Genomic DNA, 12,746 nt, shown 5'->3' with positions numbered 1-12,746 from the left:
CCGCTCAGTTCGTCTCCTCAGTCACAACGCTAAACGACTTGAGGACGTGGGGCCCGAACGAATTGACGAGGGGAATATCGGCGGCGTCGCGTCCGCGCGCGATCAGGACGCGGCCGATGCGGGGCATGTTGTGGCGCGCGTCGAAGGTGTGCCATTTGCCGCCCAGAAACACCTCGAACCAGGCGTTGAAGTCCATCGGCGCCGGGTCCGGCGGCACGCCAATGTCGCCGAGATAGCCGTTGCAGTAGCGCGCCGGAATGTTCATGCAGCGACAAAACGCGACCGCGAGATGCGCGAAATCGCGGCACACGCCGACGCGTTCCTGATAGGCTTCATAGGCCGTGCGGGTCGCCCGCGCGCTCTGATAGTCAAACGCGATATGGCCGTTGACGAAATCGCAGATCGCCTGCACCCGGTTCCAGCCGGGCTGCGCGTGGCCGAAATGGCTCCAGGCGATCGGACTGAGCTTGTCGGTCTCGATATAGCGGCTGCCGACGAGATAAAGCAGGGTATCGTCGGGCAGGTCCGCCACCGGGATTTCCGCCGCGTTCGCAATCACGGGATCGGGGAGGCCGCTGACTTCGATGACGCCGGCGTTGGAGATCGTGAGGTCGCCCGCCGGCGCGTTGAATCTTCGGCAACGGTTGCCGAACACATCCGCATAAAGCCACGATTGGACGTGCGGCGTTGCGGTGAACGGCGTTTCCGCCCGCACCGCGGGGACGCAGGAGGGATGCACGTCGAGCTGGCAGATCATCGGCGTTGGCGCGCCGCAAGTGAACGTCATCTCATAGCCGTACCGGATCAGCATGGCTGGCCTTCCGAGCTTGTCGGCGTCCGCTGTCCGAAAAGATAGCGGTATGGAGCGTACAGGAATAGGTCCTTGGCGGTCCTCGTATTCGCCGTTGGAAATTTTTGCTCTTTCGACTCGCGCAGCGACCAGACGGCTTGACGCGGGCGTGGGCGGTTGTGAATTGCGAGTCGGCCTTGGCGTGATGTTGGTTGCGGCGTTGTTCCCAGGCGGCGACTTCGGCGGTCAGTTCTGGCTTGTTTGGGATGCGGCGATCGAGGCACTGGGTCGAGAGGACGGCGAGTTCGGATTCGGCCATATCGCGCGACGGTCGGTGACCTTCCCGGGACGGCAGGGTGACGGGCGAACCGAGGTCGGCGCTGTTGGCGGCGGGCGGCCCCAGCCGGATCGTGTCGAACGTCGTCAGCCGCCGCGACCGCGCTTCTCGCCGCTGCCGGAGGTCAAGCCCGACAGAGAATTGTCGGCCTCCCGCGCCTCCTCGGCGACGAGGGCGTCGCGCAGGCCTGCGAGCGTGCGGCGGAACGGTTCGCGCGATCCTCCGAGCCCGTCGAACAGCGCCGAAGCGTTGCCCGCCATCTCGCGATAGATCGCTTCCAGCGTCTCGCGTCCGGCGACCGTCAGGGCGAGGCGCACGTGGCGGCGGTCGGGCTGCTCGCGCCGCTGCTCGACGATTCCCTTGGCGAGCAGCGCGGAGACCCGCTGGCTCACCAAGGACTTGCTCATGTCGAGGAGCTCCCCGACCTCGCCATGGGTCGGCTCGGGCAGTTCGCGCACCGCCATCGCGACCAGGAATTCTGGATAGCTGACGCCTCGGGCGTCGAGGACCCTCCTGCGCGCGAGACGATCGAGCCGGGCGACGATTTCGTGCAGCAAGAAGACCTCGGTCTCGGTGAACCAGGAGTTCTGCATCGCAAGCGCGGTTGTCGATCGGTCAGTACGGCTCGGTCAAGACGCTGACCGCCCCGGCGCGCGCGAGCAGGTCGCGGCAATCGGCGACCATCGCCGCCGACCCGCAGACATAGAAGTCCGTCCCGCTCGGATCGAAGTTGAGGGCGGCGATCGCCCTTGTCACCCGTCCGGCGAACCCACCCGGCGGCGGCGCGGCGCAGGTCACGCAGGCAACCGTGCGGCGCGGCTTGCGGGCGAAGGCGGCCGTGATGTTCTCGTCCGGCGTGCGGCAGCCGAAATTGAGCTCGGCGTTCTCCAGCTCTCCGCTCCCGGCCATCGCCTCGAACATCGAAAGGTAGGGCGCGAGGCCCGTGCCGGTGGCGACGAACACTTTTCGGTGATCGTTGTCTTCGAGCCGGTAGGCGCCGAGCGGACCTTCGATCTCGGTCTCCTCGCCGACTGTTGTCGCGTCGGCCCAGTTCGAGCCGTCGCCACGGGTCCGGTTGCTGATCAGCAAGGTCAGCCGTCGCCCGGCCGAGGCCGCGACCGAATAGTCGCGCCACTCGAACGGCGCGACCTTGAGCTTGATATATTGGCCGGGAACGAAGGCGAGCGGCTGGTCGAGTTCGAACTCCAGGCGCCAGATCGAGGCGGTGAGCGCGTTCTTGCCGATGACGACGGCGCGCTTCTTTTCCTTCGGCCGCGCCGCGGCGGCTCGGGCGGAGCGTTTCGGCCCGCGGCGAACGGCGGCCATGATGCGCAGGAAACCTGCGGACCCCAGAATCTGGCTCGCCGTCGCCAAACCGCCGAACAGCGCGCCAGGGACGCCGAGGGTCGCGGCGTCCGAGCCGGTCAAATAGAGCCCGTCGACCGGCGTACGCACGCCGAAGGCCTCAGAGCGATAGCGCTCCGGCGTCCCCGGCAGGCCGTAAAAGCGCCCGTTCGGATGCGACGTGTAGTGCTCGACCGTCAGCGGCGTCGACAGTTCGGCATAGGTGACGAGGGCGGAGAGGCCGGGAACGGCGCGCTCCGCGATGCGCAGCAGCCCCTGCGAAATGCGATCCTTGAGCTCGGCGTAATCCGGGCCGCGTTGTCCGCTCGCCGTGCCGCGCCAGGCGTCGAAGGCCTCGGGCCGCAGCATGGTGATGATCTCGGCGGTGTGGAACCTGTCGTCGCCCGACTTCGCCGACGGGAAAGAGAGATAGGCGTGACGCGGCTCGCCTTCGAGCGTCTGCGCGGTGTGCGCGTCGAGGTCGTCGTGATCGAGCGCTGTGTTGATCCAGAAGTTCTCGCCCTTCACGCCGAGGGTCGAGACCGGCGCGCTCAGGCGGACATAGAGCGTCACCGCCGACACGCCGCCCTTGAACGCGGCGAGGGCGGCGCGCTGAGGCCCGGTCAGCCGTCCGACGTCGCCGTCCTTCGCCAGCAGCCGCCCGTAAGTGAGCGGCGCGCCGACATCCGAGATGACGACCGGCGCGCGATAGCGGACCACGCGCGGCCCGGCCCCACCCCGGTCGATCGCCTTCACCCCGACGGCGCGCCCGTTTTCGATGAGGATCTCCGTCGCCTCCTGACAAACCCGGATCGCGCCCCCGGCCGCCTCGATTCCCAGCTCGATCGTGCGTGCGATGCGCCCAGCGCCGCCGACCGGGAACCAGGCGCCGTTCAGATAGCTCGCGACGACCAGGGCATGAAGCGCGAAGGCGCTGTCTTTCGGTTGCAGGCCGTAATCGCCCCATTGGGTGGCGAGCAGGGCCCGCAGCTCCGGCGAGCGGATGTTGCGTTTGAGGTATTCGGCCGTCGTCAAAGTGGCCTTGGCGGCCCCGAAGCGCTGGATCTGCGCCAGCAGGAACGCCAGCGGACGCGGCGCCATCTGCCGCTGGATGCCGAGAATGTACCAGCGCGCCGTCGAGCGGATGTCGCGGAAATAGCGGCGGATGGCGTCGGCCTCGTCGGGATAACGCTCGACGAGCCGTTGTTCGTAGCGCTTTGGATCGGACGGGACGGAGAACGCAAAATCCGGGTAGATGAACCGCTCGAAATCGTCGGTCATGCGGTTCCAGTCGAGATCCCCATCCGACAGAAAATCGAACAGGCTGCGCTCGAGCGTTCCCGGCTGAAGGTTGCCGATATAGTGCAACCCGACGTCCCACGAGGCCCCGTCGCGGCGGAACACATGCGTCTGTCCGCCGCGCTCGGAATGCTTCTCCAGGACCAGCACTTTGCGGGCGCCGGCGCGCGCAAGAAAGCCCGCCGCCGCCAGCCCGCCCATACCCGATCCGATCACGATCGCGTCCCAAGTCTCGTCCACGGCCTCGGCTCCCGCTCCATGGTTTACTAAATAAATAGTTTAACATATAAACTGACCTTGTCAATGCTCTCGCCGACGCCGAGAGCGGAACGCGCGCCAAGTTTATACGCCCCTGGCGGCGAAAGCAGTCGCTTGGCGAGGAAACGTCAGCAGCGATGTCGCAAAGGGACGGAGAAATTGCGGGAGCGACGCCGGCCCCGGCTCAGTGCGCCGTCGACAGAAGCGCCTTGAGCCTGTCCAGCAACGCTTCCGAGGCCGCTTCAGCGCCGCGCTGCTGGAAGGCGGCGTGGCTGCAGCGGCGGATCATCCCCGCACGGTCGGAGAAGACGAGCGCATCCCGCTTGATCGACGATCCGCTCAAGCCGGCTTGTCAGCAAGGTCCACGGCGTCGCGCACAATCGAAGGCGCGCGGCTCCCTTCGTCACGCGGGACCGCTGCGGCGGGCGAGCATCGGGCCGTAGACAAGCAGAAAGGCGGCAAAGGCGAGGACCCACGCGCAAGCGGCGACATGCATCAGCGGCAGCGCGAGATCGGCAAGGAACGCCATCGCGATGCGCGCAGCCAGCGCAACGACGAGGCACCCATAGGCGAACACCGTCCCCTTCGAGGCCGCCAGCGCACGGCCGGTGTGGCCAAGGGTCGCTCGCGTCATCATGGCGAGCGTCATGACGCCGACCGCGCCGACGGACCAGAAATGGATACCGACCGCGGTGGGTATTTTCTCGGGCCATAGGCCGGATGCTCCGACGGCGAGGAACCCAAGGGCGGCGAAGAGAAATCCCCCATGCAGCACCAGCACGAGCGCGTCGCGCCGGGCAGCGAGACCTCGCCAGCGCGAGAGTCGCCAAAGGTTCACGACCCCGGCTGCGAGCGCGAGGGCGCCGGTCGCGACGCGCTCGGGCGCGGCGACCCACATTGCGAGCGACAGGCCGGACAGCGCGAGAATGATCCCGTCAAGTCGCCCGAACGGAACAGGTCGTCGTGTCTCGCCAGCCCTCGCGAGCCAATTGCCGGTGAAGCTCGGCGTCACCCGCCCGCCGATTAGCAGGATCAGGAAGACCAAGAGGCTGAGCGCCGCCCGGATCGAGACCTCGGCGACGCCCGACATCGCGTCCTCGACGTGGAAAGCGACATTCGCCAGGGCGAGCGCCAGGACGAGGCCGGCCACCTTGAGGTTGCGCGCGTTGCGCCCAGCGATCACCTCGCGTGCGACCACTGCGGCGAACACGATCAGGAAGGACGCGTCGACCGCCGCTGCGGCTACCCGGCCGAGTTCGGCGGAGGCGAAGACGGCGACGCGCCCGGCGGACCACAGCGCAGCCAGCGCCGCAAGCGGGAGACCCGCGACCGGCAAGCGGCCGGTCCAGTTCGGGATCGCGGTCAGGAGAAAGCCGGCGACAACAGCGGCGCCGTAGCCGAAGATCATCTCGTGCGCGTGCCAGTCGACGGCGAAGAATGCGGTCGGAATCCTAATCGCGCCGGAGAAGACCGCCGGCCACAAGCCGATTCCGACGAGCGCCCAGACGCCAGGCCAAGGAAAAACGGCCGGAAGCCGCGGCTGAGCACGGCCGCGCCGCGCCAGGCGCGGGCGGCCCCGGCCGAACGATGGACGGTGGCGTGCTCGGCCGCGCTCATTGAAAGTCCTCCGCGGGATCCTGCGACCGCGCCGGCGCCATGCACGACGGCCGGCTTTAGCGGGGCGCTAGCGATTTCGACGTCATCAACCACGATGAATCCTTCCGTCCTGCGTGGCGCCAGGTTCCAGGATAGGCTTCGAGCCTCTTTCGTCCTTGACCTCGGTTAAGCCGCGCGCCGACATCCAAGATCGTTGAACGGCGCGCAATGCATCCCGTCCCGGATGCTGCTATGTCGATCGCCGGAGGGATCGGCATGGCTCTTTCGGCGCACGACTGGGACGTCGTCACGCGGGCGCCGCTGTTCAAGGCGATGGGCCCGACCATTTCGCGCACGATCATCGGCGACCGTTCGCCGAAAAGCTACGCGCGCGGCGAAACGATCTTCGAGCAGGGCGAGCCGGCCGACGGTTTCTTCTGCATCATCGAAGGCTGGGCAAAGCTCTACCGGCTGCGCGAAGACGGCGAGGAGGTGGTGGTCGCGATCTTCTCGGCCGGCGAGACGTTCGCCGAGGTCGCGATGGTCCTCGGCGGCCGTTATCCCGCGCGCAGCCAGGCCGTGTCGCCAACGCGCATCCACAAGATAGATGCAGCCAATCTGCGCCGAGCGGTGCTCGCCGAACCCCAGCTCGCCTTCGACATGCTGGCGGCCGCGTCGATGCGGCTGCGCCAGCTCGTGGACGAAATCGAGCAGCTCAAGGCGCGCTCCGCGCCGCAGCGGATCGCGGATTTCTTCGTCAAGCAGGCCATCGCGGCCGGCTCTGCGCGGATCGCCCTGCCCTACGAAAAGGCGCTGATCGCGAGCCGCCTCGGGATGAAACCGGAAAGCTTCTCGCGCGCGCTGGGCAGGCTTGCGGAGCTCGGCGTGGTCGTCGAGCGCGAGAGCGTTTTCATCCCCGACGTCGAACGGCTCGCCGCGTTCGCGGAAGGATAAGGACCCGCTATGCGTCCGCGGACTCTTGACCAAGGTCAAGGAGCCTTCGTTCGTCGTGCGCAATGCTTGAGCCTTGTCCGGCGTGCAGACCAACCCTGCGCCCCGCCAAAGAGGACATGAGGCATGACCACTTCTCGACGTCCCGCTTATGGATCGCGATCACGCCGCGCTCGAGCGGATGTTTGTCGAAGCCAGAGAGAAACCGGACTCGGAGCGGCTCAGTTACTTCGATGCGATTGCGCAGGAGATTGGGGATCATTTCGCGCGTGAGGAGACCGCGATGACGGAAGCGCGCTTCCGGTCCTCCTTTGATACGAGGCGAGAGCGTTTCGCTCGGAGCGGCGTCAGCAAGGGACCTTGTCGACGCCGTCCTCCCGCATCTGATCGCGAACCCCGTTGATTGACCGAGCGCGCTGACCGAACTTCTCTCATCGATTGAGCGCCTGCGGACCGCTGACGAACGAATTGCCCCGAATGTAGAACCGCAGCGGACTGTCGGCGGCGCGCGTAATGCCGATCCGTTTGCTCTGCCCGATTTCGTCCGACGCCTGACCGTCAGATCCGAGCCACAGCGGGCCGGCCTGACAGAGGTCGATCCCGTCCAGCCTTCGATCGATCCCCAAGGCCTGGCACAGCCGTCCCGGGCCCCGCGCCAAGTCTCGCACGCGCTCGGCGCCGCGATTTTGCTCCATGATCGCGATGCCGATCGTCGGCTCGATCGCCCTGATCAAGACGCCTGCGCCCACGCCGGACGTTTCGCTCGACACGTTCAGCATGAACGACCTGCCATAGGCGAAATAGACATAGGCGTGACCGCGCTCGAGGAAAAGCGCCCGATTGCGCGGGGTGACGCCGCGATAGGCGTGACCGGCGGGGTCCCCGATGACGTATGCCTCGGTCTCGACGATGCGGCCGCCGGCCACGCCTTCGTCCAGGTTCCGCACCAGCATTTTGCCGATGAGAAAACGCGCGAGCTCTGCGGTATCGACGGGCATCTCCGCCCGGTCGAGCACACGGGGGCGCGCTGCGTTCGCGGCGACTTTATCCCATTCGCTCGACCCAACGCGCGCGCGAGGGTCCGGGTTCGAACGGGTCGGCAAAGTATTGGGTCTCGCGGGCAACCTTGCCATCCACGAACTCCATGACGCTCACCGTAAAGGACGGCCGGCCGTCATAAGCAAGGATGAATTCCGCAACCCAGAGGTCGCCCGCGCCGACGATTCGGCGCACCGTGAAGCGCTTTGCATTCGGCTGCGCGACGCGCGAGGCCTGGATGTTGCGCCGGCCCCTGATGCGCTCGCCCGACTGCGGGTACTCGAGCACTGCGTCCTCCCGGTATATGTCGTGCTCGACATCGAAGTCGTTGGCGTCCGAGGCGGCCCAGTGGCGATTGAGCGCCTCTCGAATCTCATTCTCGTCCATCCTCCGTCTCCCGTTCCTGGTCGTTGAGGCCCGGCCGTACCGTAACGTCGCACGTTGACCGCTCACGCGAACCTGATCGCAAGCGCCCTCGCAAAGACCGCCTCGGGTCGATTTGAACCGCTCGTCAAGCGTCTGGCAATAGCGGCTCTTGGCGCACTGATCAGGTCGCTGCCCAGGGTATCTGCGACAAGGATTGCCGCGATCTTTCGCGTTCCCGCCATGGCGCGCCCTCAGGCGTCAGATAGCACACGAAACGTCGCCCTTGGATTGAGAGCAATTGAGTCGACGGGAGGCGGCCGCAGCTCATTCGCCGAATGTTGGACGTCCCCTGATTGGCGTCGTCAGCGGCGCGCTCCCTAAAGCCGCCCCCGCCGGGTCAGCGGCCCGGGCTAGGGCGCAGCGCCCGCGCCGTCAGCGCCGCGGCGGCGGCGAGCGCGATGAGCGCCGCAAGGGCGATCCGCAGGCCGAACCCCTCGGCGACGGCGCCGATGGCGACCGGGCCGCCCAAGAATCCGGCGTAGCCGGCGGTCGCGGCCATCGCCACGCCGACCGCGGGCGAAGCGGTGAGGCCGGCGGCGGCGCTGAACACGGCCGGCACGCCATTCGACAGGCCGAGGCCGACGAGCGCGAAGCCGATCGAAGACGATCCGAGGCCGGGAACGGCGACGGCGAGCGTGAGGCCGGCGGCCGCGAGCGCTGCGCCGCCCCCGACCACGCGCGCACGGCCGAGCGCCCGAACGGCGCCGTCTCCGGCTAGCCGGCCGGCGACCATCGCGGCAGAGAACGCGGCGTAGCCAATCGCGGCCAGGGCCTGCGGCGCCCGGACCACGTCCGCGAGATACACGCCGGTCCAGTCGGCCATCGCGCCTTCGCAGATCATGAAGAGCGCGGCGATGGCGCAGAGCGGCAGTGCGGCGCGGATCGGCCGCGCGAAGCCCGCCGGCGGCGCCGGCGCGGCCTCCCCGTCTCGCAACGCGGGCCAGGCCCAAAAGAGAAGCGCGAGCGCCAGCGCCGCGGCGGCCCCGAGCATTCCGGCCGCGCCCGTCCTCGCAAGGCCCAAGCCGAGCGCAGCGCCGACGATCCCGCCAGCGCTGAAGGCCGCATGGAACGACGACATGATCGCCGCGCCCCATCGCCCTTCGACGCGGCTCGCATAGCCGTTCATGTTCACGTCCAAGAGCCCGTTGGCGACGCCGAGGACGAAGACCGCGCCGGCCAGCGCCGCGAGGTTTCCGGCGAGTGCCGGCAGCAGCAGCGAACCGGAAAACAGAAGCGCCGCAATGCGCGTCGCCTTCGCCGGGCCAAATCGGCCGGCCAATGCGGCAGCGCCCAGCATCGCGAGGATCGCCCCGGCGGCGAAGGCGAACAGGGCAAGGGCGAGCTGCCCGTCGGAGATCCCGAGCCGCGCCTTGAACGCGGGGATCGCCGCCGCCCAGGCGCCGATGCCGATTCCCAGCACGAGAAAGACAGCGGTCACCGCCGCGCGCTCGCGCCATGAGACGTCTCGGAGAGAGGCCGCGGCGGTCATCGCGCGGTCTCCGCAGCCCGTTCGGCCCGAAGCACATGGACGCCGCTCGCGCTCACCGGCGCGAGCGCCGCCTCCGGGGCGTCCGCCTCCACAACGAGATGAGTGAGCGCGGCGACCGGCATGACGAAGAAGGGCGCCGCGGTCCCGAGCTTTTCGTTGGTCACGGCCGCGACGACAGCCGTTGCCTGCCCCGCGACCAGCCGCTTGAATTCGGCCTCCTCGGCCTCGAACGACGCGACGCCGGCTTCGGCGTCCACCGCGCAGGCGCCGAGAAAGGCGAGGTCCACCCGGATGTCGCGCGCGTCGCGGAAGGCGCGCGCGCCGAGCGCGGCGCCGGTGCGCGGATCGACCCTGCCGCCGATCAGCACCAGTTCGACCCCGGGCCTCGCGACGAGCGCCTCGGCGACGCTCGGGGCGTTGGTCACCACGGTCACGCCGAGACCCGGCGGCAGCGCGCGGGCAATGGCGCTGTTGGTCGAGCCCGCGTCGATGAACAGAGTCTGGCCGGGCGCGACCAAGCCCGCGGCTGCGCGGCCGAGCGCGGCCTTGCGCTCCGGCGCCTCCGTGAGACGGGCGGCCAGGGTCCCCGAGGCCGGCGAGAGCGGCAGCGCGCCGCCGTAGACGCGCCGGCAGAGGCCCGCCGCCGCCATGTCCCTGAGATCGCGCCGGATCGTGTCCTCGGAGGTTTTGAACTCGCGCGCGAGCTCGGCGGCCAGCACCCGCCCGCGGCGCGCGAGCTCATCGAGGATCGCCCCCTGGCGTTCGCCGGGAAGCGAGAGCAGAGCGGGCATTGCCATGATCAGCTCCAGGCGCCAATCGTTCAAAACGTGCATAACCATGCACGATCAGGCGAGATACCGCAAGGGCTGCCCCGGGCGCCCGAGGCGGCGGCTCGGAAAAGCCGCCGCATCCCATTGAAAACGCTCAAAACGGGAACGGAAACGGGCGAAGACCCTCTCGACGGGCTTATCGGGCCGAATGGAAGGCGGTCAGCGCTTCGGGAACTCCAGCCCCATCGCCCGGTAGCGCTCTGGGTCGTCCTGCCAGTGCTCGCGCACCTTCACGTGGAGGAAGAGATGCACCGTCCCGCCATGGGCCTCGGCGATGTCCTTGCGGGCCGCGGTCCCGATCGCCTTGATCGTGCGGCCGCCCTCGCCGATCACGATCTTGCGGTGGCCTTCGCGGGTCACGAACACGGTCTGCTCGATCCTCGCCGAGCCGTCGGGCTGGTCCTTCCACGAGTCGGTCTCGACGGTCGCCTGATAGGGCAGTTCGTCGTGCAACCGCTCGAACAGCTTTTCGCGGGTAATCTCGGCCGCAAGCGAGCGGATCGGCGCCTCCGCGATCTGGTCCTCGGGATAGAGCCAGGGGCCTTTCGGCAGCAGCGCCGCGAGATGGTCCATGAGCCGCTCGAGGCCGTCGCCGGTAGCCGCGCTGACCATGAAAGTCTCGGCGAACAATTGGGCCGCGTTCAGTTGCGCGGCGAGGTCGAGCAGCTTCGGCCGGTCGATCAGGTCGATCTTGTTGAGGACCAACACTTTCGGCTTGCGGCTCCTGGCGATCGTCTCGAGGATTGCTTCCGTCTCCTCGGAGTGGCTCGCCGACGCCGCCTCCCTGGGCGCGTCGACGAGGAGAGCGAGCGCGTCGGCGTCGGCCGCGGCGCCCCAAGCGGAAGCGACCATCGCGCGGTCGAGCCGCCGCTTCGGCGCGAACAGGCCTGGCGTGTCGACGAACACGATCTGGGCGTCGCCCTTGGTCACGACGCCGCGCACGGTCGATCGGGTCGTCTGGGCCTTGCGCGTGACGATCGACACCTTCTCGCCAACGAGGGCGTTGATCAGCGTTGATTTGCCGGCGTTGGGCGCGCCCATCAGCGCCACGAAGCCGCAGCGGGTCGCGCTCATGCGCCGCTCCACCGGTCGAGGAAGGCCTGCGCCGCCGCCTGCTCGGCGGCGCGCTTCGAACTCGCCTCGCCCGTCTCGGGCCCGTAGCCGGGCAGTTCGACCCGCATGACGAACGACGGCGCATGGGCCGGGCCGGTGCGTGCGGCCTCTTCGTAGCGAGGCGCCGCGAGCGCGCGGGCCTGCGCCCATTCCTGCAGCGCCGTTTTCGCGTCGCGTGCGGGCTCCGCGTCGGTCAGCCGGTCGCCCCACGATCGCAAAATGAGGTCGCACGCCGCATCGAACCCGCCGTCGACAAAGACGGCGCCGATCACGGACTCGCACACGTCGGACAAAATTGCCGCCTTCTTCCGCCCCCCGCCCCGCGCCTCGCCGAGGCCGAGCACGACATGGGGGCCGACGTCCCATTCGGCGGCGATTTCGGCGCAAGTCTCCCGGCGCACGAGCTTGGCGAGCCGCATCGACAGCTCCCCTTCACTCGCGCGGGGGAACGCCCGATAGAGATGGTCGGCGACGACCAGACCGAGCACCCGGTCGCCTAAGAATTCCAGACGCTGGTACGAACGTCCGCCCGCGACCTGCGCCGAAAGATGCGTCAGAGCCAGCATGGCGAGATCCGGATCCCTGAAGCGGTAGCCGAGCCGCGCCTCGAGGTCCGCGAATTCAACCTTGCCCCGCCTGTTCATACGCCGAACCGACCGCCGATTTCGAGCGCCCCCTTTGGGCGCGCGCCGTCAATGAACACGCTCGAAGATGCGGTCCCAGCGCACCGTCCATGGCCACTTCCAGATCTGCCATGCCGGCGTGTCGTCGCCGATCGAAAAGAAGATGATCTCGCCCCGGCCAATCAGGTTCTCGAACGGCACGTAGCCCACCCCGCCCTGGTCGCCAGCGAGGCGGGAGTCGCTCGAATTGTCTCGGTTGTCGCCCATCATGAAATAATGGCCCGGCGGCACTTCGTAGACGCGCGTATTGTCGAACGTGCCCTCGTCGCCGTCGATCTGGATGATCTCGTGCTTCACCCCGCCGGGCAGCGTCTCGATGTAGCGCGGCGCCTCCTCCGGCTTGCCGAAGTGGTTGACGGTCGGAAAAGGCGCGATCTCCTCGCGCGGGACCATCTCGCCGTTGATGATGAGCCGTCCCTTCTGAACCTGGATCTTATCGCCCGGCAAGCCGATCAGCCGCTTGATGTAGTCGGTCTGGCCGTCGCTTGGCAGCTTGAAGACGATGATGTCGCCGCGTTTCGGCTGCGAGGCGAAGATGCGGCCCGGCATCGCCGAGGGGGCGAGATCAAGGAAGCTCGGCAGCGAGAAATGC

13 protein-coding genes are annotated in these 12,746 nt (G+C 68.1%); 1 reads left to right on the top strand and 12 read right to left on the bottom strand.

The genetic code is table 11. The annotated features are described in order from the left end of the window. Positions 1 to 4: 4 nt before the first annotated feature. The 5 genes from ACLP25_RS05055 to ACLP25_RS05035 all read right to left on the bottom strand — a co-directional run bounded on the left by ACLP25_RS05055 (position 5) and on the right by ACLP25_RS05035 (position 5,511). A complete protein-coding gene (locus ACLP25_RS05055; protein WP_442468135.1) occupies positions 5 to 811 on the bottom strand; it encodes a transglutaminase-like domain-containing protein in 807 nt (268 codons plus the stop codon). 402 nt (positions 812 to 1,213) lie between these two features. After that, positions 1,214 to 1,720, bottom strand: a complete 507-nt coding sequence (locus tag ACLP25_RS05050; RefSeq protein WP_442468134.1) for a MarR family winged helix-turn-helix transcriptional regulator — start codon at positions 1,718 to 1,720, stop codon at positions 1,214 to 1,216. Positions 1,721 to 1,742: 22 nt separating this feature from the next. Further along, the gene (locus tag ACLP25_RS05045) at positions 1,743 to 4,010 is read right to left on the bottom strand and encodes an FAD-dependent oxidoreductase (RefSeq protein ID WP_442468133.1); all 2,268 of its coding nucleotides are present in this window, start codon (positions 4,008 to 4,010) and stop codon (positions 1,743 to 1,745) included. Between the two features lie 202 nt (positions 4,011 to 4,212). After that, positions 4,213 to 4,371, bottom strand: coding sequence for a hypothetical protein (locus ACLP25_RS05040; protein ID WP_442468132.1), 159 nt, complete (start codon positions 4,369 to 4,371; stop codon positions 4,213 to 4,215). A 60-nt stretch (positions 4,372 to 4,431) separates the two neighbouring features. Next, positions 4,432 to 5,511 (bottom strand): NnrS family protein, encoded by a 1,080-nt coding sequence (locus ACLP25_RS05035; RefSeq protein ID WP_442468131.1) that lies wholly within the window; start codon positions 5,509 to 5,511, stop codon positions 4,432 to 4,434. A gap of 365 nt (positions 5,512 to 5,876) precedes the next feature. On the opposite strand from ACLP25_RS05035, the gene ACLP25_RS05030 reads away from it, so the two are divergent. Continuing rightward, the gene (locus tag ACLP25_RS05030; RefSeq protein WP_442468130.1) at positions 5,877 to 6,578 is read left to right on the top strand and encodes a Crp/Fnr family transcriptional regulator; all 702 of its coding nucleotides are present in this window, start codon (positions 5,877 to 5,879) and stop codon (positions 6,576 to 6,578) included. Positions 6,579 to 7,006: 428 nt separating this feature from the next. Here ACLP25_RS05030 and ACLP25_RS05025 read toward each other — a convergent pair whose 3' ends face one another. The 7 genes from ACLP25_RS05025 to lepB all read right to left on the bottom strand — a co-directional run. Continuing rightward, the gene (locus ACLP25_RS05025) at positions 7,007 to 7,591 is read right to left on the bottom strand and encodes a DNA-3-methyladenine glycosylase (protein WP_442468129.1); all 585 of its coding nucleotides are present in this window, start codon (positions 7,589 to 7,591) and stop codon (positions 7,007 to 7,009) included. 28 nt (positions 7,592 to 7,619) lie between these two features. Next, positions 7,620 to 8,000 (bottom strand): nuclear transport factor 2 family protein, encoded by a 381-nt coding sequence (locus ACLP25_RS05020; protein WP_442468128.1) that lies wholly within the window; start codon positions 7,998 to 8,000, stop codon positions 7,620 to 7,622. A 376-nt stretch (positions 8,001 to 8,376) separates the two neighbouring features. After that, positions 8,377 to 9,528 carry an MFS transporter gene (locus ACLP25_RS05015; protein ID WP_442468127.1) on the bottom strand — a complete coding sequence of 384 codons (1,152 nt, stop codon included), beginning with the start codon at positions 9,526 to 9,528 and terminating at the stop codon, positions 8,377 to 8,379. Beyond that, positions 9,525 to 10,325, bottom strand: coding sequence for a DeoR/GlpR family DNA-binding transcription regulator (locus tag ACLP25_RS05010; RefSeq protein WP_442468126.1), 801 nt, complete (start codon positions 10,323 to 10,325; stop codon positions 9,525 to 9,527). Before ACLP25_RS05010 ends, ACLP25_RS05015 begins: the two co-directional genes overlap by 4 nt. Before the next feature lie 192 nt (positions 10,326 to 10,517). Then, a complete protein-coding gene (gene era, locus ACLP25_RS05005; protein ID WP_442468125.1) occupies positions 10,518 to 11,432 on the bottom strand; it encodes a GTPase Era in 915 nt (304 codons plus the stop codon). Next, entirely contained in the window at positions 11,429 to 12,115 is a 687-nt protein-coding gene (gene rnc, locus ACLP25_RS05000) for a ribonuclease III (protein WP_442468124.1), read from the bottom strand. Before rnc ends, era begins: the two co-directional genes overlap by 4 nt. 48 nt (positions 12,116 to 12,163) lie before the next feature. After that, positions 12,164 to 12,746: signal peptidase I (gene lepB / locus ACLP25_RS04995; RefSeq protein WP_442468123.1), on the bottom strand; the 583-nt coding region annotated here is incomplete at its 5' end.

It is taken from the genome of Roseiarcus sp., assembly GCF_052145395.1.
Lineage (GTDB): Bacteria > Pseudomonadota > Alphaproteobacteria > Rhizobiales > Beijerinckiaceae > Roseiarcus.
The sequence above is the reverse complement of the archived record's forward strand: the minus strand, read 5'-3'. Positions and strand labels throughout refer to the sequence as shown.